Here is a 22,978-nt window from a genome sequence, read left to right as displayed (position 1 = left end):
AAAGGCGAGCATTGCTCGCCTTTCTTTATTCATCTGCTTCTTTGATGCGAGGATTTAGCTCTACTTTATTTTCTTGATTGCTTTGTTTTTTACGCATGCGCATATTGATCACTTCTACGGTCAGTGAGAAGAACACCGCAAAGTATATGTAGCCTTTAGGCACTTCTACGTGGAAGCCTTCTACCAAAAGCATAAATCCAATCAGAATCAAAAAGCTCAATGCTAGGATCTGAAGCGTAGGGTGTTTATTGATAAATCGACTTATTTTTCCAGCAAAGATCATCATGATGATAAGGGCGATCACCACTGCGATGATCATGATCAAAACCTCTTTGACCAAACCCACAGCCGTCAAGATACTGTCAAAGGAGAATATGATGTCCAAAAGGATGATCTGGAAGATGACACTACCGATCGTCTTGGCACTGTTTGGTTTGACCTCTTCGGCTATCCCTTCCATCTTGTGGTGAATCTCCACTGTCGATTTGAACAAAAGGAAAAGACCACCAAGTGCTAGGATGATGTCTCTACCGCTCATTTCAAAATCCCAGATGGTCAAAAGTGGTTGGGTGAATTTGATGATATATGAGATACCTAGAAGGAGCATTATCCTGAAAATAAGGGCAAAGAGCAATCCAATATTTCGCGCTTTGGCTTGCTGATGTTCTGGCAGTTTGTTAGAGACGATAGAGATGAAGATGATATTGTCCACACCTAGTACAATCTCTAGAAAAGTCAGCGTGATAAGGGCAATCCAAGTTTCTGATTGAAGAAAGATTTCCATGACGATTTTGGTTTTAAATCAATTCGAAATTTAAGCAACTGCCAGAAGAATAGTGGGAAAATTTAATTTTTTTTAGGGCTTGTTTGCACGTCTCTTATCAATCTCGGCTACGATTTTTTCACCTAATATGGTCAACTCTATCCCTCTAAGTAAACCACCTATCCATAGCATAGTAGGTCCTTGATAGTCGGCTCTTTCAAAAGTGTATTTTACAGAGACAGGCGTTTCGCCAGCTTTTTTTGGATTATCATTTTTGATGAGTAGGTTTCCTATAAAGCTGATGATTCTAGACTTTCTACGATCGATTTTTTCAGAAGACTGATAGTAGCCAGCTTTGAGACCTGTATAGCGAAAAGTCATCTCTCCTGATGTCTGTTTGGCATTAGCTACTCCAGCAAACTTTATCTCTTGTATCTCTCCAGCTTCTATTTCTACGCTACTAAAATGATTGATTACTTGATTCCACTCTTCAAAAGGCATATCTGTGATGATGCCTCTGTAGCTATTAGTATTTTCAAGTACTGGTAGATCCACTTCAAATTTTAGTTTACCGGATTTCATCACTATGGCATCTAGTGATACATGCATGATGACGGCAGTATCAGATTTAGTATTGATATTTTTCCAAGTACCTTTTCCTTTGCTTAAGTTAATTACCGCAGGTTCTTCGAATGCAGGATTGAGTAGTGCGACTTTTAGGTCAATGTCTTCAAACCTAACTCGATGAATATCCAACTGCAAAGGAATACTCCTCAGCCCCTCTTGAATGGTTTTTTTATCTAATCCTGTATTGAGATCCTTTTGTCTATTTCTAAAAAGGTCGATAAGTCCTCCTTTGATTTGGATCTCCTCTATACTGAGTATGTCTTCTTGGAGTGCTTCATAGTCTAGGCCTACTATTTTAAGCATGTCAAGATGTACATCAGCGAAAGTCTTCTGATAGCGCTGTTCTCTACTAAGTCTTAGCCTGCTTTTAGCGGGTAGTAAGTCTATTCCATGAGTTTCAAATATATCTGCTTGTCTATCTATACTGATACTGTCTACAGCGAATGAGTAGGGAATATTACTTGGGTTGAACCGTACTGACTGCATATTAAAACTGATATTTCCGATTGTAGAAGCCTTATATAGGCTCACGGGTGACTGTGTAGGGATATGGATATCTGTAAGCATTATGAGGATATCATTTCCAAAATAGAGCGTATCAGCAGGTTTGGTAAAATCATAGAGCTGCAGGGAGCCTTTTTCAATAGTTAGTTTATTGATATCGATGTATTGAATTAGATCAGCCGCTTTATTTTCCTCCGATGGCTGCTCTGTGGTGGGTTGGTTGACAAAGAGCACTAGCTCTGGATCAGTCAAGTGGATCTCGCCTATCCCGAGTGAAGAACCAAAAAAGACGTCTAGTACGCGGATACGGTTGATTGAAAGGCTAGAGGCTTTGAAAAAGATCGGAGGGTAACGCAGCAGTCCAGCAGTCTGTGTGGTATCACTTCTCAAAACGGGCTCCTCAAAGGTGATGCTGATCGACCGCAGGCTTGGAGCTGTAGAGATTTCAGAAAACTCCAAGTTATAGTAATTTCCAAAAGTCGCCTCAACTTCTTTTTCTAAACGAGCGATCACCAATGTCTCTAAGTAAAAGGCAACAAATATGTAGCTAGCCAAAAGGAGACCAACAATAAGAGAAAAAATGATGATTAACGCTTTTTTAAACTTCATAGCTTTCAAAAAATTGGGCTATTCAATATACGAAGAATTGAGCATCATAAAGGAATCTAGCCACTTAAGTTTAACTAAACGAACAAAAATCATTATGTTTAATTGTCGATTTTTATAAATGTTTTTTAAAAAATAAGAAAAAGACTATATTGTAATCTTTAAAATCTATTTAAACAAAACATAGACTTTATGAAACTAATCATTACATCGATAGCGACTACCCTTGTTTTAGGGCTAGGCAACATTCAAGCGCAGTCTGTCAAGGCAACTTATGTAGACTTGACGGATGAAGATAGAACAAAGGAATATTTGATTACTAATGGCCATGAGTCACTTTATTATGCTGAGGCTATAGCATCAAATATGGCAGACCCTGAAAATAAAGGGCCATTTGGCTTGCCAGAGGATATGAATGTGACACTAGGTTCAAAAGAGAAATATTTGTATAAGGATGCATCAAAAAATCTTTTGACTTCCTATATGCCAGGCTTTAAGGGGCATTATTTCAAGATAATCGATCAAGTAGATATCATGAAATGGGAGATTGTAGACGAGACTAGCGAGGTAGCTGGCTATCGTGTCCAAAAGGCTTTCACTCATTTTAGAGGAAGAGATTATGAAGCGTGGTTTAGTATTGACCTTCCTTTTGTAAATGGCCCTTGGAAATTTGGAGGTTTACCCGGTCTGATACTAGAAGTCAAAGAATCAACAGGTTTACTTCACTATCAAGTTCAGTCAATCACTTTAATGGATGATGAGTTGAAAATAGAAGTGCCTCAGTTTAAAAGTGTACAAACTGTCTCTAGCAATGAATCTTATGCAAAGCATTACTATGATCAAATGGAGTCGATCATCGAGCAAGAAATGGCCAAGTTAAGAGCAAAAGGGTCTAATGTTAAAATGACTATTAACAGGCCTCAGACGGAGTTTTTGGAAATATATTGATACATACTGATCAAGCCTTAAGAAGCATAAAATAACCCGAGCTAGATATACTTTCTAGCTTGGGTTTTTCATTTTGAATCTACTCTGTTTTGATCTGCAACTGGTACCAGTTGACATTTCTAGTAAAGTACATCGTCAAGCCTAGGATCAGTAGTAGCCCTACGCTACCAAGAAGCAAAGCATAGTTGGAGAGCTGTAAAGTCACAAAGACAAAGCCGTACAATCCGCTGAGAATCCCTGTCAGTAAAAGGCTGAGTTTTCTGTGATGAAATACACTCATAGAGTATAAGCCAATCATACCGATAACTGATACCGAAGAGATCAGATAGGCAATATTGAAATTGGTATGCTCAGAGATGGATATTAGCAATACATAGAAAAGACACAGCGCTAGTCCAACTAATGTATATTGAAAAGGATGTATTTTTCGCTTGTTGAGGATTTCTACCAAAAAGAAAATCAAAAAGGTAAGGGCGATGGTCATGATGGCATATTTGGCAGAGCGCATGGATTTTTGATAGTCGCCCAGTGGCAGGATGAGGTCTACTCCAAACTGTGCTGATTGCAAATGGTCCGCATAGCGATTGCCTGTCCAAGACTGTGGATAATTTCTGTTGAGTTGGAGGACTTTCCAAGTAGAAGAGAAGCCCGCATCAGAGACAGACCGATCAAGTGGAAGAAAATTGCCACTAAAAGCAGGAGCACTCCAGTCCGAATCTATAGATACTGTAGTCAGCCCACCTACAGGTGTGAAGGAAAGCTTTTGACTACCATGAAGGGTAAGTTGAAAGTCAAATGCCTTATCATTTTCCACCAAGTCCTGTGCATTGGCTAGTGGAATAGATACGCCAGATTTGATGATATCAGGAATTTTAGATCCGGGTAGCGCTTTGATTTTTTGATCATCCCACTGGAAGAGTATCTCTTCTTTGATACCTCTCAGGTCTGAGATCCCAATTGTCAGGAAGGCTTGATCCCAGAGGACTTCTTTCAAGTGCGTGCGATCATAGCCATCTGCTATCGAAAAGTCTCCCTTGATATTAAGGGCAGATCTGTAGACGACCACTTCATAGATACCTTTTTTCAAAGTTTCGGGTGTGACTGTACCTTGGATATCAAGCTCATTTGGTAGGATATGAAAGTACTCCGTGTTTTGGATGAGTTTTTCGTTTTCGATATACTCATAGCGTATAGGAACAGTGAGTATCGGGCCATTGATGGCTTGTGCGTTTGCCCAATTGGCACTTACTTCAGTAGTAGCTTCTCCACTTAGATACTCTCGCTCGGAGATCACGGACATCACCATGCTAGATGGTATGAGGAGCAATAAAATCAAGATCGAAATGGTGATCAGCTTCAGCATGACTGAATTCCTGATCCAGTCGCCTACTTTTTCTAAGGTGTTTTCTGTTTGCATAGTTTGATTGTTTAAAAGTACTTTGTATTTCAAAGTTGTTGTCTAAATTTTTTTCAGTGATTTATTCCAATAGTTTTTCGATCGCTTTGATATGGGCTTTAAAAGCTTCTTTACCTTGCTCAGAAGCGCTATACTTGGTATTAGGCTTTCGGTCGATGAAGTCTTTTTCTACTGTGATGTACTCACTTTTCTCAAGCGACTTCAGGTGACTAGCAAGGTTACCATCTGTCACACCTAGTAGCTCTTTGAGTGCATTGAAGTCCAGATGGTCATTGACCATCAGGGCAGACATGACACCAAGCCTGACCTTATTTTCAAAGGCTTTATCCAACTGTTTGAGTAGCTCTTTCACGCTCCGTATTTGATTTTCATCACGATACCATAGATGATATGCAGCACGCCAAAGCCTATCGCCCAAAACAGCAGTCCATAACCAATGAAATAGATGGATACTAGCCCTAATGCGATCTCGATCAGTCCAAGACTACGAATATCCGTGAGCGTATATTTGCTCGCATTGACCAGTGCTAATCCATAAAATATCAATGTCAGTGGAGCGACCATTCCGATAAATCCCTTGGAGAGCAAGATTAGACAAAGTAAACCTCCTGTAATGAGTGGAATAAATAAGTTGATCAAGAGCCTTTTGCTTTGCTCATTCCAGAGGCTTTGTTGCTTTTGTTTTGCGGCTTTTCCTGTGAAATAAACTCCAAAAGCAAGGGCTAGCGTTACGACAGCTAAGGCAAGCCCTATCAAAATGAGTGCTTTATCTTGTGTCAAAGTAATGCTACGATAGCCAAGAAAAAGCTGATCCGTATAGACAAATCGATAAGCTAGAAAAGCTCCGATCAATGCAATGACTCCAGCACTGATACCCGATAGTCCGCTTAGTGAGATAAACTTAGAAGATCGACTCATCATGTCTTTGATCTCCTTCAGGTCTTGTAGGTATTTTTCTTTTTCGCTCATAAAAAGTACTTTGTGATTCAAAGTAATACAATTGCTTTTGAACTTCCAAATTTTAATCGGGGTTAGAATAAAATATTTTGTCATAAATTGCAGCGTCAATTAAAATAGCCATGAAAGCAGAGAAAAATAAAGTGATTACACTCGTGTATGAGTTGCACGTAGATGACGGAGAAAACGGTAAGACATTTTTTGAAAAGGTAGAAAAAGACACCCCTTTCAGTTTCCTTTTTGGAGCGGACAATGTAGTAGCAGCTTTTGAAAAAAATATAGAGGGAAAGCAAGCAGGAGACACATTTGATTTTTTTATAGACTATGAAAACGCCTATGGAGACTATGATGACGATAAAGTCGTGATCGTACCAAAATCTAGCTTCAAGGAAAATGGTAAACTAGAAAAGGATATCCTCAAAGTAGGTAAAGTGATCCCGATGAAAGATGATAAAGGCAATATGATGCGCGGAGAAATCATCAAGATTGATTATAAAGGAATCCACATGGATTTCAATTCCCCTCTTGCTGGATTAGACCTATATTTCAAAGGTGAAATATTAGATATCAGAGAGGCAGAGAAAGAGGAAATAGAGCATGGTCACGCTCATGGACCAGGTGGACATCATCACTAAAAAGTAACAGGCATTCGAGACAATTGAATGCCTTTTTTGTTAAAGACTAAAAGGTCTATATGAAGAACTCTTTACTTTTATTGAGTGCATTGTTTTTTTTGAACATAGCGCAAGCTCAAACCATCATCGTTGTCAAAGATAAAGTCACTCAAAAACCTATCTATGGCGTAGCGGCTAAGCTTCCTGACGGTTCGGGAGCCGTATCTGACGAAGCGGGAATCATTAAACTGATGGTCTCAGAAGAAACAGTTGTAATGCTTTCACACTTAGCTTACGAACCGTATAAGCTAAGCATTAGTCCAGATAAAAATTTCGCTGTAGAACTTGTTCCTTCTGTCAATTCCTTATCAGAGCTGGTAGTTCAAAGCTATCAAACGGAAAGACAGCTCATCGAACAGGCTGCTCCCATCTCTGTCGTCAGGCCTGAGGATTTGGCACGTTTCAATGAAGGCTCTATCGTACAATCTTTCAATACCAAGCCAGGTGTGAGAATAGAAGAGCGTGCGCCAGCGAGCTACCGCATATCGATCAGAGGAAGTGCTTTGCGTTCTCCTTTTGGCGTACGCAATGTCAAAGTCTACTGGAATGACATTCCTTTCACCTCACCAGATGGGACTACACCATTAAACTTACTTGATTTATCCAATATCCAAACTGCCGAAATCATCAAAGGGCCAGCTGGAAGTATCTACGGAGCAGGTACTGGAGGAGTGATCAGCCTTGAGAGCAATCAGCGGATTCAGCAAGATCAAGCAGAGGCTTCATTGCTGGTAGGGGATTATGGCTTACAGAAATACAGAGTGGCGGTATCTCAGCAATTAGAAAATGCCGCCTATTCTTTTTCTTATGTAGATCTTCAAGCGGATGGCTATAGAGCGCATAGTGCTACAGATAGAAAAGTGTTGCAGTTAAGTGGGCATTGGTATCCGAGCAGTCGGCAGTCGCTAAGTGCCAATTTGCTCTATGCAGATCTTAAATATCAGATACCAGGTGCGCTCAATGCGACTCAGCTAGCAGAAAATCCTCGTCAAGCACGTCCAGGGAGTATCGATCAAAACTCATCCATAGATCAGCAATCTCTTTATCTCAGTTTTTCTCATACTTATGACTTTTCAGACAACTGGAGCAATACCAGTACATTGAACCTCAATACGACAGATTTTGAGAATCCATTTATCCTTGATTATAAGAGAGAGCTTCAAAATGGACTAGGTCTCAGATCTAGTTTCACCTTTGCGGATCAACTCGGGGCTTTGCCATTCAAGTGGATATCAGGCCTAGAATATCAAATCAGCACCACTCAGGCTGATAATTTTGGTAATCGCTCAGGAATAGCAGACACCATTCGTTTCTCAGATAGACTGGGTGCCAAACAGTATTTTTTCTTTACTCAAGCAGAGCTAGAGCTACCTCAGTCGTGGATAGTCACACTTGGAGTCAGTCAAAACTACTTCCAATATGATATAGACAGGCGTATAGATGCCTCTGGCAATGCACCTGCACGTAACATCAGAAACTTCGACCCAGTGCTCATTCCTAGATTGGCAGTACTCAAGCGAGTCAATGCCCACACGGCCATTCACGGAAGCATCAGCTATGGGTTTAGCTCACCTACCATAGATGAGGTGAGGACTAATGAAGGTTCCATCAATTTAGACCTAGAGTCTGAGCGAGGGATCAATTATGAGTTGGGTTGGAGAACCGCTTTTCTCAATAACCATATACAGTTAGATGCCACGGCCTTTTACTTTCAACTGTCAGAGACGATCACCTCATTTACCAATGAGCAAGGCGTAGTGCTATTCAGAAATGCTGGAAGTACAGACCAAAAAGGGATAGAAGTTTTATTGACAGAGGATTTGATCAAACCAAGCAGAGGTGCATTCATGAAATCGCTCAGACTCACCCAAGCCTATACTGGACATTTCTTTGAGTTCAAAAACTATGAAAGTGGAGGAGATGACTTTTCAGGTAATCAACTCACAGGCGTAGCACCCAATATTTTGGTCAATCAACTAGACCTAGAAACCAAGCAAGGGATTTATCTCAATGTCACCTCCCAATGGACAGATGAGATTCCTCTCAATGATGCCAATACCGTCTATCAAGCGACCTACCATTTGTTGTCAGCTAGGCTTGGGTGGAGAGCTACATGGTCAGGCTGGGAGGCCGAGCTCTATGTAGGTGCAGAGAACTTACTCAATGAAGCCTACAGTCTTGGCAATGACCTCAATGCCTTTGGCGGGAGATTTTATCAGCCGGCACCTGAGCGCAATGGTTTTTCTGGGCTAAAATTGACTAAGAAGTTTTAACTTACTCTTGGGTGATTTTAAGTTTGTAGATCGTGACGACATCTTCTTCTTGATCAAAATGTTCCTCATTCTTTTTGACAAGAATCTCGTCTTTCTCATTCACAGCAACAGGAAAGGAAATGCCATAAGGTAATTGTACATTTGAAGCAAGGACATTATAAGACTTGTCTAAAATGGCAGCATAATAGCGATTTTGCTTTTGGATCTCAAAATCAGAAGTTTCACTAGGATATTGGGCTCTATAGTTTAAAACATCTTCCGACCTCATTCCTTTTTGATAAGTCACCACGATGTAGTTAGACAAGTCAAATATGCCATTTACATTTCCATGAACCATATCTCGATTTGATTCATAAAACTGTCGACCATTTTCAAGTGCAGCTCCTTCAAAACTTACAAAGCCATCAATTTGAAGGTCAATGCTTTTGGCAAAAGTGATGCTATCTCCATCCTCTTTATATAGAAACAGCTTATCATCAATCCACGTTGCTAAAAGCCAGTCTTTGCCTACATTCTTGATCGTAGGGACATATATACCATGATTTAAACCACTTTTAAAAACGCTCTCCTCTGGCAGCTTAAGATATGAATGAGTTTTTCCAGTCGATAAATCGTGTTTTTCTAGCAAAGGTTGATCGTATAATCGCTCATAAAAAGTGGTCTGATCTTCGCGGAATGACTCCTTAAGTGGTTTTATGTAAAAAACCGCTTCATTAGTTTTTTTGACGACAGGTAGTTTTACTGGCATATATAAAGTTGTATGCTCGTAAGGAATGAGCTTGTCCAAGACAAATTCCGCACTATTCTTTTGCTTGTAGAAAGTGAACATATAGGAATATAAATAAAGCGCATCATCTACATATCCTGCACTAGCAATACCTGGGATTGGGTTTCTGCCATTATCTTCAAGGTCAAATTGATAAGTGATTTGACCATTTTCATCAACTTCTATGAGTGCTACAGAGGGTGATTCAGAGTTCAAGAGGTACTTTTTCTTCTTGGCGTCATAGTCATGAAAGACCATCTTGCCAATGAAGTCAATATTCACTGAGTCTACTTTTTCTATTTGAAATGAAAGTGGTTTGTCGCTTTCTTTATTGCAGCTAGAGAGGATAAAAGCACTTACTAAAAACACGATGCTTAATCTTGATATATTTTGCATGTTCATTTAAAAAGAGTTGAGTAATTAGATTTTTAATATTATAAAAATCAATCTTTTATTACTATTATTTAAAAGAATTTGTATTTAAGATATTGCTAAGAACTTAGCAGCGGTAGAAATGAGTTATACCAACAGAGATTAAAAATCTTCTTTTATCTAGTACTTTTAAATCAACATAACACACAAACGATGGAGCCAAGATTTGATATAGAATCAGTGAATTACATGCTAAGGACACGTAGGTCGATGTTTGTAGCACAGTTTGATCCTAGCTATACGATAGCGGATGATGATGTCATAGAGACGATCTTAGAAAATGCCAACTGGGCACCTACACACAAGATGACAGAGCCTTGGAGGTTTACGGTATTCAGTGGAGAGGGTAAAGCTAAGTTTGCGCAGTTTCAAGCAGACCTGTACAAGGCGCGTGCAGAAAAGAATGATAACTTTAATGAAGCAGTTTATCAAAAAATGCTGGAAAATCCGCTGAAAGCATCTCACATCATCGCAATAGGTATGAAGCGAAGCGGAGCGGTACCAGAGATGGAAGAGATCGCTGCTGTATCTATGGCGGTACAGAATATGTATTTGACAGCGAGTGCCTATGGATTAGCCGCCTATTGGGGGACAGGAGGCGTTACCTTTTATGAGGAAGCCAAGCCCTTTTTTGGACTAGAGCCACAGGATATGCTGATGGGATTTTTCTTTATAGCCAAGCCGCTGACTGATCGCTGGCCAAATGGGAAAAGAAATCCTATCGCTGAAAAAGTCACTTGGGTGAAATAAAAAAGAGAGGCGTTGGCCTCTCTTCTCATTTCTGCTAAACTTATTTAGTTCGCATGTGAATATCTCGCTGTGGGAAAGGGATCTCGATACCATTGGCATTGAAGGCGTTGTTGATCGCCTCCATATTTTCCCAGTAGACTGGCCAAAGATCTCCAGTAGCTGTCCAACATCTGATAGTCAAGTCAAGCGAGCTATCGCCAAAATTATGAAACCAGACCACTGGCTCAGGATCAGCATGGATTCTTTCATCTTTTGCTAGTGTCTCTAAGATCACTTTTCTGGCTTTTGCTATATCTGATCCATAAGCGATACCCACCGCCATATCTACTCTACGGGTATCCTTGCGAGTCATGTTAGTGACATTGGAGTTAGCTAGTGCGCCATTAGGCATGATGACTAACTTATTGTCAAAAGTGCGGACGTGTGTGTGAAGAATATCTATTCGTTCAACTGAGCCAACAAACCCTTGAGCATCGATCACATCATCGACCCTGAAGGGTTTAAAAATCAAAATCAATATACCTCCGGCAAAATTTGATAAGCTACCCTGCAAGGCTAAACCAATAGCCAAACCTGCCGCTCCCAGTACACCTAGGAAAGCTGCTATCTGAACATCCAACATGCTCAGAATGATCATGATCAATATGATGTAAAGAACAAATCTGACAAAACTACTCAAGAAAGAAGAAAGTGAAGCCTCGATTTCCCATTTGACAAAAGCTTTGCGAATGGCTTTCATCACATAGCCGATAGCAAATTTTCCTATGACAAAGGTGATCGCAACTTTAATAAGTGCCCAACAGAGATCAAGTCCAGTAGTCAAAAACCACTCATTCAGTTTTTCAATATTCTCAGGAGTAAGATTTAATTGTTCTAGCATATAAGATACATTTTTTATTCGACAAAAATCTAAATTACAAAAAACAGCGTTAAAACCGAAATTTTGAGGCTTTCTTTACCGCTACTTGTAGATGATCAATTGCCACCTGAAGGCCCAAAACCAGCGAAGACTGTACTTAGCAATGCCCGCAAGTGAAAGAATTTTTTCCCAATCAGCACGCTTAAATGATCTTGCTACAGAGAGTGGTGCATCATTTTGCACCATCGGAGATTTAGAGAAAAAGCGTGTCAACCACTTGATGCTATGCCAAGCTAAAGGATGTCGGTGGAGGTCATTGATGATGATAGCTTTTCCAGCGATCAGTTGAAAGTTTTGAAGCATGTTCACAAGCTCATCATCCGTAAAGTGGTGGGTAAAAAGCGTGCAAGTAACGATATCAAATTGATGCTCTTTTAGTGTAGGGTCAAAGACATTGGCGACTAAGTAATCGATATTAGAATAAGCCTGTGTATTTCTTTGAGCATAGTCGATGATATTGGGGTTGGCATCTATGCCCGTGATTTTTATGTTAAAACTATTTTTATTGGCCCAGTTGGCCATTACTACAGCCATGTCTCCACCACCACAGCCCATGTCCGCAATGTGGTAAGGAGTATTTTTGGTCAGGAGCTTTTGAAGCGCCCCAGTCGTGACATGATTTCCTCCTAGCAGCTTATTGATCACTTTGAGCTCATGGAGCGTTTGCTTGAGCATCTCGCCTTGGCAGTTGAGATCATCCATGAGTTCTTTTTGGTAGGATCGCTGTCGGAGGTTAGGCATGATCAGGTGGTTTTGAGCAACATGGATTCTAAGGTGAGTCCTGGACCAAAAGCCATGCTGAGGACATTTTGATCAGCAGGGGTATCTGTGAGTTTTTCAGCCAAGGCCTTTAGGACAAAAAGCACCGTTACAGAACTCATATTGCCATATTGGCTAAGGACATCATAGCTGGTTTGATTAGCAGCTGCTGAGATACTTAGAGCTTTTTCGATTGCTTCTAAGATCTTTTTCCCGCCAGGGTGAATGGCATAATGGTCAGCTTGGAGTTGCTCACCATTTTTGAGTAAAGCATCCACCAAGTCTGGAATACCCTCGCCCACCAACTGAGGCACATAGCTACTGAGCTTCATTTCAAAACCAAAATCTCCAATGTGCCAGGCCATCGCATCAGCTCCTTTAGGAGACTGAGAGCAAGCAAATTTTTCTATAGTGAAAAGCGGCTCTTTGAGATAGACTGATTGCTCACCCTGCACAAGCACTGCTGCAGCACCATCTGCAAAGAGCGCATTGGCAATGAGGTTATCTTCTGTGTAGTCTTTCTGAAAATGCAGGGTACAAAGCTCCACATCTGCGATCAGTACATTGGCAGTCGGGTTACTTTGGCAGATATGATGGGCAAGTTTCAGTGCATTGAAGGCGGCATAGCAACCCATGAAGTTGATAGCGTAGCGCTCGACAGAGCCAGAGATACCAAAGTGCTGCATGAGGTCAAAGTCAAGCCCAGGGGCATACATGCCAGTGCAACTAACCGTGATCAAGTGCGTGATCGCTTGCGCAGGAAGCTGTTGAAGAACTTTTCCCACGGCTTTTTGCATCAAAAGAGGCGCTTCCTTTTCAAAAAGCTGCATTCGATTTTTCACATTTGGAAAAGGATCCAAAAGATCGTTGGCTGGATAAAAACTAAACCGATCGGGACTAGTTCCATAATCTGGAATCACGGAATGCCTAGACTGAATGCCAGAGGCACGATAGATGAATCGTAACTTGCGACTCTCTTCTGCATCGAGGGCATGGGCTTTTATCATGAACTCTGCGATGTCCTGCTGGGGGATTTGATGATCTGGAACAGCAGTTTCAATAGCAGAGAGGTAAGTTTTCATAAAGAGGATTTCTAATAAATTTAACTAAATTGTTTGAAAAAACTATGGGTATCATTTCTACGCTGAAGCATCTTAGGATTCCATTTTCCTATTACCTTTTGCCCGTTTTCTTATTTGCACTCAGCCTTTCACCCAATATCAACCCTGATAGTCTACGCATAGTTTTCATCATTTTGCATATATTCCTTTATCCTTCTAGCAATGGCTATAACAGCTACTTTGATAAAGATGAGGGGAGTATAGGAGGACTGAAGCACCCGCCCAAGGTAACGAAACTTCTCTATTACACTTCTATGTTATTTTTCATCATTGCCATAGCTTGGTCATATACGATCAATGCTTCCTTTGGGACACTAGTGGTGATCTATGGCTTAGTGTCTATGGCTTATAGTCATCCACTTGTTCGCTTGAAAAAGTACCCAATCATCAGTTGGTTAGTTGCAGGGATTTTTCAGGGCTACTTCACCTTTGTGATGGTGTATGTTGGGCTCAATGGCTTTGCATGGGACGCAGGATTAAAGCTTCATGTGCTCATACCTGGGATATTGACATCACTGATTCTGCTTGGATCCTATCCCATGACGCAAATCTACCAGCATGCCGAGGATGCTAAAAGAGGTGATCAAACGCTTAGTTTGAAGCTTGGCATTCGAGGAACTTTTCACTTTACAGCGGTTTGCTTTTTGATAGCTACAGCATGCTTTGCTTGGTTTTTTGTCTCTAAAAATCAGTTTTGGGCAGTGAGAGATTTTGCTCTAGCGCTTAGCCCTGTATTGATCTACTTTGCTATCTGGTATAGTCGTGTGCTGAAAGATGAAAGTGCAGCAAATTATACATGGACCATGTGGCTCAACAGAATTTCTGCAACTGCACTCAATGTCTTTTTTATCCACTATTTTATCAAGAGCACTCAGATACTCCAAGTGCTAGGGTTTATATAGGCTGGCCATGAGTCTGCTTCATGAGCCAAGTGCTTAGCGAATGACTGTTTTTGACCAGTCCCACGGCTAGGTTTGATAAACTACTGGAGCCAAAAAGTCGCTGAAGCTGTCGACCTGTCCATAGTCTTTGCTTGAAAAGGGCATTCCATCCTCGGGTATAAGCTGAAACTATTTTAGGGTGATTCCCTTCGTGTTTTATAATGAGTTCGCTGAGTAGCTTGGCGCTGTGTATCGCGAGCGCCATACCATTTCCACAGAGTGGAGTGATCAGCCCAGCCGCATCACCCGTCATGAATACACCTTTTTCTACAGGTTTTTTGGCTGCAAAGGATACTTCATTGATTACTTCAGGCTTCTCAAAGAGAAACTCTGCTTGTTGAAAAATGGCTTTTAGATGAGGGTTTTTCCAAAGTACTTGCGCTTCCATATCTGGGATATTGCCATACTTTTTAAGACTTTTTTGACTACCGAGATAGCAAAGATTAAAGGTGTCATTTTCCACACGATTGATCCCGCAGTAGCCTCCTTGGAAATTGTGCAGAGCCACCACATCTGCATCATAATCAAGTTTGATGTGATATTTGACCCCGATGTACGGAGATCGCTGATTGATAAACCGTCTTTCAAGTTGCTTGTCGAGGCGAGACCTTTTGCCAAAGGCGCCAATCACCAACTTACTTTTGAAGATACCATCACGGTTGGTTTCCACAGTGAAGTGATCTTCTTCTTGGGTCACGGAGAGGACTTGTGTAGGGATCAAAAAGTGTACACCAAGGGCCAAGGCTTTTTGATACAAAAAATCATCCAAGGCATATCGGCTGACGCCAAAACCGCCTAAGTCTAGTGGCATTTCGGCTACATTGCCATCGGGCGAACTCAGCCTAAACCTGCTAATCTCTGCGGGGGCCAAGTGCGTGGGATAGAGCTCTTCTGCCAGTAAAAAATCCTTGACTTCATTGCTGATATACTCTCCACAAACACGATGAAAAGGATAGCCCTTTTTCTCTATGACCATAACTTCAAAGCCAGCCTTTTTGAGAAGAATACTACTCACTAGGCCAGCCAGTCCGCCACCGATGATGATGATGTCTTTCAAGATATTAAAATTAATGCCATTGATTAGTTAGTATGACCGCTCATATAATAGGAAAGCTGATTACAAGGGCTTGTGTTTAAATTTTCGTCTATTCTGTCTTTTGTGAGGTCTAATGGAAGCTCTTCAAAAGCCATAATTTAGAAAAGATAATTTTAAACAAATAACAATTCACATGAAGAAAACCTACTCAAGCTTGATGAGAAAAGGTGTATTGGGACTGATGATGGCGGGTGCGCTTATCTACAGTGAAGATACATTTGCTCAAAGCAAAAAGAAGAAAAAAGAGGAGGAAGCAAAGAAAGCTGCAGCTGCTGCTCAGCGTCCAGCTGCTCCATCTAGAACAACCGGTCCGAAGCCGTACAAAGAAGTAATCACCGCTAAAGCAAAGACAGATGCAGGGGTGTTTGCAGTACATGAGTTAGATGACAAATATTTCTATGAGATTCCTCAGGAGCTATTTGGTAGAGAAATGCTCCTAGTGACTACAATCTCTAAAACTGCCGATGGAATCGGATACGGTGGTGAGAAAGTAAACACACAATTAGTAAGATGGGATATAGAAGGCGAAAAAGTATTCTTAAGAGTGATCTCTTACAGCAATACTGCTGCTGATTCACTTCCTATCTTCCAAGCGGTTAAAAACTCTAACTTAGAGCCAATCTTGGCAGCTTTTGATATCAAGGCTTTTGGTACAGATTCTTCTGCAGTGATCGAAGCGACTGGTCTTTTCAACAAAGATGTTCAGGCACTTTCATTACCTTCAAGATACAGAACTCAGTACAGAGTACAGCGTTTGGATAATGAGCGTTCGTACATCGAGAGCGTGAAGTCTTTCCCAACTAATATCGAGGCTAGAACAGTGATGACTTATATCGCAGGTTCACCTCCTTCAAACTCTTCTACAGGTTCTATCACTTTGGAGTTCAACAACTCTATGGTGTTACTTCCTAAGGAGCCAATGATGCCACGTCTATATGACAGAAGAGTGGGTTGGTTCACTACTCGCCAGACAGACTATGGTCTTGATGAGCAGAGAACAACTACTAGAACATACCTAGACAGATGGAGACTTGAAGTCAAAGATGAAGACATCGAGAAATTCAAAAGAGGTGAGCTAGTAGAGCCTAAGAAGCCAATCATCTACTACATCGATCCAGCTACTCCAGAGAAGTGGAGACCATATCTAAAAGCAGGTGTTGAGGATTGGAATGCAGCATTTGAAGCAGCAGGTTTCAAAAACGCGATCCAAGCTAAAGATGCTCCTACTCCTGAAGAAGATCCAGAGTGGAGCCCAGAAGACGCTCGTATATCTGTGATCAGATACTTCGCATCACCTACACAGAATGCTTACGGACCACACACTTCTGATCCAAGATCAGGTGAAATCCTCGAGTCAGATATCGGTTGGTATCACAACGTCATGAACCTTTTAAGAAACTGGTTCTTCATTCAGACAGCAGCAGTTAATCCTGATGCTAGAGGAGTGAAATTTAAGGATGAGGTAATGGGTGAATTGATCAGATTCGTAGCAGCTCACGAAGTGGGTCACACGATCGGTCTTCCACACAACTTTGCTTCTTCTCATGCTTACCCAGTAGAGAAGTTGAGAGACCCAGCTTTCACTAAAGCAAATGGTACAGCACCATCTATCATGGATTACGCGAGATTTAACTATATCGCGCAGCCAGAAGATACAGGTGTAAGCTTATTCCCTGCGGTAGGTCCTTATGACAAATATGCAGTAGAGTGGGGTTATAGACCGATCTTGGATGCGACTACTCCAGATGAAGAATTGATGACACTTAATAAGTGGATCGATGCAAAGCAAGGTGATCCTGTTTACAGATTTGGTCGTCAAGGTAATACTACCGACCCAAGCACTCAAAGTGAAGATCTAGGTGACAATGCGATGCTCGCAAGTGAGTATGGTATCAAAAACCTTAAGAGAATCATGCCTAACTTGATCGAGTGGACTACTGAGGAAGATAAGCCATACAAAGACTACAGCGACTTAGAAGAAATGTACGGTCAGGTAGTAGGTCAGTTCTCTAGATACATGGGCCATGTGAGAAACAACATCGGTGGTATCTATGAAGTCTACAGATCTTCTGGATCAGGTGAAGCTGTTTATACACACACTGAGAAAGAGAAGCAGAAGCAAGCAGTTACTTTCCTTAACCAACAGCTATTTGCTACGCCAACATGGATGATCGATCAGGAAATCTTCCGTAGAACTAATGACTATGGTATGATGGAAAGAGTAAGAGGTCTACAAGTAGGTACGCTCAATAATATCCTAGAGTGGGGTAGAATGGGTAGAATGCTTGAAAACCAAACACTCAATGGTAACAGCGCTTATACGCTTTCAGAACTATTTACTGACCTTCGTGGAGGTATCTGGACTGAGCTTAGCAGAGGTGCTACGATCGATCCATATAGAAGAAACCTTCAAAGAGCACACGTAGACAGATTAGCGTATTTGATGGCAAATGACACTCCTGAGGTTCCTGCTCAGTTTAGAGCCTTTGTAGGCCCTACAGTGAACGCAAGCCAGTCAGATATCAGAGCAATCGTAAGAGCTGAGCTCAAGACGCTAAGATCTCAAGTACAAGGTGCGATAGGTCGTACATCAGACAGACTTTCTAAGATCCACTTGGAAGATGTCCTTGTCAGAATCGACAATACTTTAGATCCTAAGTAATTGGATTCTAATCTTTGAATACATAGAAAGATCCCGCATATTTTGTGGGATCTTTCGTTTTTATAGAAGTTTGTACAAAAGATCATTTTCATGAAAAGAGTTGGTATAGCCCTTTGTATTATACTATTGATAAATGCCTGTAAGCAGGACACAGATAGCTGTCTCCCTGGTGAGGAGATCACTAGTATCCCTGTAGATGTGAAGATCAAACGCTTAGAGCAGACGGTATCCAAACTGTCAGAGAAGGATGAATTTGCAGATTTTTTAGCAAGCCATCCACTTTTTGCAGAGCGATTCTTAAGCATAGATGCCTACGACTCTAAAGATGAACTACTAGATAATATGGTAGCACTTTCATCAGACCCTTATATGGATACCCTTTTCCAAGAGGTGAATAGGGTGTACCCCAATTTAGATCAATTGGAGGATGAATTGACGCTGGCTTTTCAGCATGTGAAGTATTATTTCCCTGATTTTCAAGTACCAGAAGTCTATACCTTTGTGACGGGCTTTGGCTCAGACTTATATTTAGATGAAGAGATATTAGTGATAGGGCTAGATTACTTTCTGGGTCCAGGAGCGAAGTATAAAGTGCCAAATCTACCAGAGTATATGGCTTCACGCTATGCAGCGCCCTATATCGTACCGATGATCATGCAGGCACTTTCTCAGCGATACAATCAAGTAGATCCAGCACAAGAGACTCTTCTAGCAGAGATGATTTTTTATGGCAAAGCGTATCATTTCACTAAAGCGATGATTCCATGTACACCAGATAGTCTGATCATAGGCTACACAGATCAACAAGTAGCAGATGTAGTGGTCAATGAGGAACTGATCTGGTCATACTTTGTGGAAAATCAACTAATCTTCAGTGACAACCCTACAGAGATCACCAAATTTGTAGGAGAGAGGCCGGGAACATTTGAGATCAGCCCAGAGTGTCCAGGACGCATCGGCCGCTGGCTCGGCTGGAATATCGTAGATCAGTATGTACTCAATGAAGAAGCCTTCGAGGTCAGTGATGTGATGGCAGAAAGTGACGCTGAGAAGATATTTAGGCTGTCAAAATATAGACCTCGTTCCCGCTAAGCATGATGCGGTGTTCTTGATCGATCACACATAAGATTTTGTGCACACTGATTTCTCTGCTGAAAAAAGCCTCTGCCATATCGCGTGCGTGCTGCTGATAGCTCTGTAAGAGATAAGGGTCTTCCAGAAAAGGTCTTATCAATTTCACAAAGCTTTCAGGTAGATCAGTGTCCACATAAAAGCCAAACTTATTGGTGATGGCCATATCTTTGATCCATCCTTTGGTATTGGTGATGATAAGCTTACCAGCAGCTAAACCATCAAAAAACTTATTAGGGCTATTCGTCTCCAAGATGGGAATCTTATCAAAAGAGATGAAAATAGCATCGCTCACATCTAGCAGCTTCTTGACTTCCTCTTTACTGCCAAATGGAATGAAAGTCACATTGGACAATTTCATGCTACTGCTCAGTTGCTTCAATTTAGGAAGCTCTGCTCCCTCGCCCATGATCTTGTATTGAATAGGTAGATTAGCCTCTTGTGTTTTTTGAGCGATTTCGAGTAAGCTTTCTAAGCGATTGACTTTTCCAAGCGCACCAGTATAGCTGATGACAAGGTTTTTGACATGATTTTTTACAGAGAGGTCTTTTTTGAAAAAATCAATATCTGCAAAATTGGGTATCAAGTGAATTTCTTTCTCAGGGACGATCTTTTCTATGTAGTTTCTCATCCCCGGAGACAGAGCCACGACCTTTTGAGCTGCCTGATAAATCTTTTTCTCGAGGGAATAAAGATATTTTTTGGCTAGTGGGTTCCGTATAGTCCCCGTCTGTACGGGTGCTTCTGGCCAGAGATCTCTCACTTCAAATATGTAGGGCACACCAAGTTTCTTTTTCGCCCAGAGTGTGATATATCCTACAGTCAAAGGCGTGGAGGTAGCATAGATCAGGTCAGCTAGAGGAAGCTTGGCAATGAGTTTTTTGCTTGCCTTGACATAGTCATAAAAGGCTTTGATGCGTTTTAGAAAACCAAACTCATTGCTATACGGAACGGGCAAGTAATGCACCTTGATCCCATCTACATCATGGATCTCGTAGCGCGGTTCATTATGTGTGGTGATCATCTCGACCTCATGCCCAGCATCTACCATACCCTTAGCCAAGTGATAGGAGCGGATGGCACCACCCGTTTGCGGTGTTTTGAAGTATTGATGTAGATAGATGATTCTCAAGAGCCCAATGGTTTATTCGCCAAAGTTAAGCTTATACCACTTCACCAAGCTAAAGTGCGCCCAGAAAAACTGAGGTTGTTGCTTCGCTTGTGCGATAAAGCTAGCTAAAGTTAAGGGATAGTCTGATTCAGATATATCAGAGATCCTTAAAATATCCTGATAGAGCGATGTAAGTTGGTCTACGCTAAAGTTTTCAGCCATCCAGCGCGTAAGTGGTATGCCAAAGCCTTGCTTTTTTCTTTTAGTAAATACTTGTCCTCCTAGCTCCTCCAAAAGTGATTTTAGGATTGTTTTCTCGCCTGTTTTGGTTAAAAGGGTGGCTTGATGCTTACTGATAAAGGCTAGTAAGTCATCATCTAAGTATGGGAGGCGCATTTCTACACTATGGCGCATGGATAGCTGATCAGCGATGGCCAATAAATCCATCGGGAGGTAGTAGGATGTCTCAAATGCAGTCAAGTGATGCACATCTTGGACAGCACTCAGTTTAGTTCGTGTAGTTTTATAAGCAGGAGTCAGCGCAAAAAAGTTTTCCCAAGTTTCCGAGGGATCTTCGCTGATGTCTTGGAGCATTTTTCTCAAAGGAGCAGGCAAAAGTGGAAAGCCTTTGAACAAGCGGGAGAGGAATGACCATCTTTTAGGGTGCTTCATGTAAGCTGCAAATGCTTTGTGCCGATTATATCCTAAGAAATACTCATCCGCTCCAGCACCATTGAGTAGAACAGTACTATGCTCGCTGGCTTTTTCTGAGAGTAGGTAAGTTAAGAGTGCAGCCGTATCTGCTACTGGCTGATCGTCTAGATAGGTTTGATAAAAATCCTCTTGTCGTGCCTTGAGCAACTCTTTAGTGATAGTCAGTTGCGTATGAAAACTCTCATGACTGTACTTAGCGACTGCTTTTTTTGCATACAGGTCATCCTCTAATCCTAGACCATTCAGACTCTTCTCAAAAGCAATGCTATAAGATCTGATAGGAGGGTTTTTTAAATCATGATTGAGCGCGAGCAGTAGTGTAGAGTCTACTCCTCCGCTTAGAAATATTCCTACCGATTTGTCTGCACTAAGATGTTTGAGTAGACTGTCTTGTAGCTTTTCTTTTAGAGTAGATCTCAAGTCTTGTGATGCAGGCGAAAAGGATGACTGGAAAGTAGGGACTTTCTCAAAATCAATACTACCCGTCTGTAGGTCTAGACATAAAATCTGCGAAGGCAAGAGACAAAAGATATCCTTAAAAAGTGTCTCAGGAGCTATCGCAAACCGATAAGAAAGGTAATTGGCAAACTGACGTTTGTTAGGAACTTTGTCTACTGATCCAGAAGCAAAGATGCCCTTGATCTCCGAAGAGGTTACCAAAATATCTTGAGTGTGGTAATAATAAAGCGGCTTCATCCCGCTGCGGTCTCTGATCAAATAGAGCTTTTGTGCTGACTGATCTAGCCAAGAGATAGCAAACATGCCCGAAACACGAGATAGTCCAGCGATACCCCAGTGGTCTAAGACGTGATAGAGAACTTCCGTATCTGAGGTTGTTTCGAACAGCCCCCCCTCAGTGAGCAATTCATTTTTGAGGTCTTGATAGTTATAGATCTCGCCATTCCAAGCTAGTATATTTTTTTTGCCATCGGGACAAAAAGGCTGATTGGATCGGTCATGTGGATCTAAGATTTTTAGCCGATTGACAGATAGGTGTAAGTGACATGTATCTTGCTGAAGATGTATAGTCCCAGTATGATCGGGTCCTCGATGAAGGGTCGCTTGTGCCATCTGCTGGATGGCTTGACTTTGTGCCTCTCTAGACCAGATGACATTGATCCCACACATCAGTTTTTGATTTTATGGGTTTTTTCAAAGTAGCGACACATGTAGGTAAGTTCACAAGACTCACACTTGGGTTTTCTGGCCAAGCAAGTGTAGCGTCCGTGCAAAATGAGCCAATGATGCGCCTTTGGGATGATGTCTTTAGGTAGGTTTTTGACCAGATCTTTTTCCACCTCGAGAGGTGTCTTGGCTTTTTGAAGGACGAGACCGAGTCGCTTAGATACGCGAAACACATGTGTATCTACCGCCATGCTAGGCTGGTTCCAGATCACTGAAGTGATGACATTGGCTGTTTTTCGACCTACTCCGGGGAGTTTTTGCAGCTCTTCTACTGTGGAGGGAAGTTCTGAATTATATTGTTCTACGAGCATTTTGCCCAAGCCTAGGAGGTGCTTGGTTTTGTTGTTGGGATAAGAGACAGTCTTGATGTAAGGAAAAAGCTCATCAAAGTGAGAAGAGGCTAAATGCTCAGGAGTAGGAAAATCTCTAAAAAGTGCAGGTGTGACCATATTGATCCGCTTATCTGTACACTGCGCACTGAGGACTACCGCTACAAGCAGTTCAAACGGGTTGCTGTACTGTAATTCTGTCTCTACTTCAGGCATTTTCTGACTGAAGTGTTCTATGAATGCCTGATAGCGCTCTTTTTTTAGCATGTATGATGAAGCTTCGCTGTTGACTC

At 41.5% G+C, this 22,978-nt stretch carries 20 protein-coding genes; 7 read left to right on the top strand and 13 right to left on the bottom strand.

From position 1 onward, the window contains the following. Nucleotides 1–25 precede the first annotated feature (25 nt). Both I5349_RS05435 and I5349_RS05430 read right to left on the bottom strand, forming a co-directional pair. The gene (locus tag I5349_RS05435) at nucleotides 26–784 is read right to left on the bottom strand and encodes a TerC family protein (protein ID WP_226389728.1); all 759 of its coding nucleotides are present in this window, start codon (nucleotides 782–784) and stop codon (nucleotides 26–28) included. A gap of 72 nt (nucleotides 785–856) precedes the next feature. Next, nucleotides 857–2,503: an AsmA family protein gene (locus I5349_RS05430; RefSeq protein ID WP_226389727.1), complete on the bottom strand. Its 1,647-nt coding sequence runs from the start codon at nucleotides 2,501–2,503 to the stop codon at nucleotides 857–859. Between the two features lie 189 nt (nucleotides 2,504–2,692). On the opposite strand from I5349_RS05430, the gene I5349_RS05425 reads away from it, so the two are divergent. After that, complete coding sequence (locus tag I5349_RS05425) at nucleotides 2,693–3,448, top strand: GLPGLI family protein (protein ID WP_226389726.1); 756 nt, start codon at nucleotides 2,693–2,695, stop codon at nucleotides 3,446–3,448. Nucleotides 3,449–3,527: 79 nt separating this feature from the next. Here the strand turns inward: I5349_RS05425 and creD are convergent, their stop codons facing one another. The 3 genes from creD to I5349_RS05410 form a co-directional block, all read right to left on the bottom strand. Then, nucleotides 3,528–4,865, bottom strand: coding sequence for a cell envelope integrity protein CreD (creD, locus tag I5349_RS05420; protein ID WP_226389725.1), 1,338 nt, complete (start codon nucleotides 4,863–4,865; stop codon nucleotides 3,528–3,530). 61 nt (nucleotides 4,866–4,926) lie between these two features. Beyond that, nucleotides 4,927–5,217 (bottom strand): winged helix-turn-helix domain-containing protein, encoded by a 291-nt coding sequence (locus tag I5349_RS05415; protein WP_226389724.1) that lies wholly within the window; start codon nucleotides 5,215–5,217, stop codon nucleotides 4,927–4,929. Beyond that, entirely contained in the window at nucleotides 5,214–5,834 is a 621-nt protein-coding gene (locus tag I5349_RS05410) for a hypothetical protein (RefSeq protein ID WP_226389723.1), read from the bottom strand. The genes I5349_RS05415 and I5349_RS05410 overlap by 4 nt, the downstream gene beginning before the upstream one ends. Nucleotides 5,835–5,944: 110 nt before the next feature. On the opposite strand from I5349_RS05410, the gene I5349_RS05405 reads away from it, so the two are divergent. Next, nucleotides 5,945–6,457 (top strand): FKBP-type peptidyl-prolyl cis-trans isomerase, encoded by a 513-nt coding sequence (locus tag I5349_RS05405; protein ID WP_226389722.1) that lies wholly within the window; start codon nucleotides 5,945–5,947, stop codon nucleotides 6,455–6,457. Between the two features lie 59 nt (nucleotides 6,458–6,516). Further along, complete coding sequence (locus tag I5349_RS05400; protein ID WP_226389721.1) at nucleotides 6,517–8,769, top strand: TonB-dependent receptor; 2,253 nt, start codon at nucleotides 6,517–6,519, stop codon at nucleotides 8,767–8,769. Between the two features lies 1 nt (nucleotide 8,770). On the opposite strand, the gene I5349_RS05395 is transcribed toward I5349_RS05400, so the two are convergent. Further along, nucleotides 8,771–9,931 (bottom strand): hypothetical protein, encoded by a 1,161-nt coding sequence (locus I5349_RS05395; RefSeq protein WP_226389720.1) that lies wholly within the window; start codon nucleotides 9,929–9,931, stop codon nucleotides 8,771–8,773. Between the two features lie 189 nt (nucleotides 9,932–10,120). Between I5349_RS05395 and I5349_RS05390 the strand changes: the two genes are divergently transcribed. Then, nucleotides 10,121–10,717 carry a nitroreductase family protein gene (locus I5349_RS05390; protein WP_226389719.1) on the top strand — a complete coding sequence of 199 codons (597 nt, stop codon included), beginning with the start codon at nucleotides 10,121–10,123 and terminating at the stop codon, nucleotides 10,715–10,717. A gap of 40 nt (nucleotides 10,718–10,757) precedes the next feature. On the opposite strand, the gene I5349_RS05385 is transcribed toward I5349_RS05390, so the two are convergent. From I5349_RS05385 to I5349_RS05375, 3 genes are all read right to left on the bottom strand, one after another. Continuing rightward, a complete protein-coding gene (locus I5349_RS05385) occupies nucleotides 10,758–11,597 on the bottom strand; it encodes a mechanosensitive ion channel family protein (protein ID WP_226389718.1) in 840 nt (279 codons plus the stop codon). Nucleotides 11,598–11,678: 81 nt separating this feature from the next. Then, nucleotides 11,679–12,377: a methyltransferase domain-containing protein gene (locus tag I5349_RS05380; protein WP_226389717.1), complete on the bottom strand. Its 699-nt coding sequence runs from the start codon at nucleotides 12,375–12,377 to the stop codon at nucleotides 11,679–11,681. A 2-nt stretch (nucleotides 12,378–12,379) separates the two neighbouring features. Then, nucleotides 12,380–13,477: a type III polyketide synthase gene (locus I5349_RS05375; protein ID WP_226389716.1), complete on the bottom strand. Its 1,098-nt coding sequence runs from the start codon at nucleotides 13,475–13,477 to the stop codon at nucleotides 12,380–12,382. A gap of 29 nt (nucleotides 13,478–13,506) precedes the next feature. On the opposite strand from I5349_RS05375, the gene I5349_RS05370 reads away from it, so the two are divergent. Next, on the top strand, nucleotides 13,507–14,418 hold the full coding sequence (locus tag I5349_RS05370; RefSeq protein WP_317194230.1) for a UbiA family prenyltransferase: 912 nt from the start codon (nucleotides 13,507–13,509) through the stop codon (nucleotides 14,416–14,418). Here the strand turns inward: I5349_RS05370 and I5349_RS05365 are convergent. Continuing rightward, nucleotides 14,411–15,514, bottom strand: a complete 1,104-nt coding sequence (locus tag I5349_RS05365; protein ID WP_226389715.1) for an NAD(P)/FAD-dependent oxidoreductase — start codon at nucleotides 15,512–15,514, stop codon at nucleotides 14,411–14,413. The two genes, I5349_RS05370 and I5349_RS05365, sit on opposite strands and share 8 nt — an antisense overlap. A 172-nt stretch (nucleotides 15,515–15,686) precedes the next feature. On the opposite strand from I5349_RS05365, the gene I5349_RS05360 reads away from it, so the two are divergent. Both I5349_RS05360 and gldB read left to right on the top strand, forming a co-directional pair. After that, nucleotides 15,687–18,215 (top strand): zinc-dependent metalloprotease, encoded by a 2,529-nt coding sequence (locus tag I5349_RS05360; protein ID WP_226389714.1) that lies wholly within the window; start codon nucleotides 15,687–15,689, stop codon nucleotides 18,213–18,215. Between the two features lie 90 nt (nucleotides 18,216–18,305). After that, on the top strand, nucleotides 18,306–19,307 hold the full coding sequence (gene gldB / locus I5349_RS05355) for a gliding motility lipoprotein GldB (protein WP_226389713.1): 1,002 nt from the start codon (nucleotides 18,306–18,308) through the stop codon (nucleotides 19,305–19,307). Here the strand turns inward: gldB and I5349_RS05350 are convergent. Genes I5349_RS05350 through nth form a run of 3 tightly spaced genes read right to left on the bottom strand, consistent with a single transcriptional unit; the run spans nucleotide 19,273 to nucleotide 22,952 of the window. Next, nucleotides 19,273–20,478 (bottom strand): glycosyltransferase family 4 protein, encoded by a 1,206-nt coding sequence (locus tag I5349_RS05350; RefSeq protein WP_226389712.1) that lies wholly within the window; start codon nucleotides 20,476–20,478, stop codon nucleotides 19,273–19,275. The genes gldB and I5349_RS05350 overlap by 35 nt on opposite strands. A gap of 12 nt (nucleotides 20,479–20,490) precedes the next feature. Beyond that, nucleotides 20,491–22,299: an asparagine synthase (glutamine-hydrolyzing) gene (gene asnB / locus I5349_RS05345; protein WP_226389711.1), complete on the bottom strand. Its 1,809-nt coding sequence runs from the start codon at nucleotides 22,297–22,299 to the stop codon at nucleotides 20,491–20,493. Beyond that, a complete protein-coding gene (gene nth / locus I5349_RS05340; RefSeq protein WP_226389710.1) occupies nucleotides 22,299–22,952 on the bottom strand; it encodes an endonuclease III in 654 nt (217 codons plus the stop codon). The genes asnB and nth overlap by 1 nt, the downstream gene beginning before the upstream one ends. Nucleotides 22,953–22,978 lie beyond the last annotated feature (26 nt).

Source organism: Penaeicola halotolerans (assembly GCF_016464625.1).
GTDB lineage: Bacteria > Bacteroidota > Bacteroidia > Cytophagales > Cyclobacteriaceae > Penaeicola > Penaeicola halotolerans.
The sequence above is the reverse complement of the archived record's forward strand: the minus strand, read 5'-3'. Positions and strand labels throughout refer to the sequence as shown.

Bases quoted from the DNA above. Each gene is read 5' to 3' on its own strand.
- I5349_RS05400 (WP_226389721.1), top strand. From the start codon at position 6,517: ATGAAGAACTCTTTACTTTTATTGAGTGCATTGTTTTTTTTGAACATA.
- I5349_RS05435 (WP_226389728.1), bottom strand. From the start codon at position 784: ATGGAAATCTTTCTTCAATCAGAAACTTGGATTGCCCTTATCACGCTG.
- I5349_RS05410 (WP_226389723.1), bottom strand. From the start codon at position 5,834: ATGAGCGAAAAAGAAAAATACCTACAAGACCTGAAGGAGATCAAAGAC.
- nth (WP_226389710.1), bottom strand. From the start codon at position 22,952: ATGCTAAAAAAAGAGCGCTATCAGGCATTCATAGAACACTTCAGTCAG.
- I5349_RS05395 (WP_226389720.1), bottom strand. From the start codon at position 9,931: ATGCAAAATATATCAAGATTAAGCATCGTGTTTTTAGTAAGTGCTTTT.
- I5349_RS05390 (WP_226389719.1), top strand. From the start codon at position 10,121: ATGGAGCCAAGATTTGATATAGAATCAGTGAATTACATGCTAAGGACA.
- I5349_RS05380 (WP_226389717.1), bottom strand. From the start codon at position 12,377: ATGCCTAACCTCCGACAGCGATCCTACCAAAAAGAACTCATGGATGAT.
- I5349_RS05405 (WP_226389722.1), top strand. From the start codon at position 5,945: ATGAAAGCAGAGAAAAATAAAGTGATTACACTCGTGTATGAGTTGCAC.
- I5349_RS05375 (WP_226389716.1), bottom strand. From the start codon at position 13,477: ATGAAAACTTACCTCTCTGCTATTGAAACTGCTGTTCCAGATCATCAA.
- creD (WP_226389725.1), bottom strand. From the start codon at position 4,865: ATGCAAACAGAAAACACCTTAGAAAAAGTAGGCGACTGGATCAGGAAT.
- gldB (WP_226389713.1), top strand. From the start codon at position 18,306: ATGAAAAGAGTTGGTATAGCCCTTTGTATTATACTATTGATAAATGCC.
- I5349_RS05430 (WP_226389727.1), bottom strand. From the start codon at position 2,503: ATGAAGTTTAAAAAAGCGTTAATCATCATTTTTTCTCTTATTGTTGGT.
- I5349_RS05360 (WP_226389714.1), top strand. From the start codon at position 15,687: ATGAAGAAAACCTACTCAAGCTTGATGAGAAAAGGTGTATTGGGACTG.
- I5349_RS05385 (WP_226389718.1), bottom strand. From the start codon at position 11,597: ATGCTAGAACAATTAAATCTTACTCCTGAGAATATTGAAAAACTGAAT.
- asnB (WP_226389711.1), bottom strand. From the start codon at position 22,299: ATGTGTGGGATCAATGTCATCTGGTCTAGAGAGGCACAAAGTCAAGCC.
- I5349_RS05425 (WP_226389726.1), top strand. From the start codon at position 2,693: ATGAAACTAATCATTACATCGATAGCGACTACCCTTGTTTTAGGGCTA.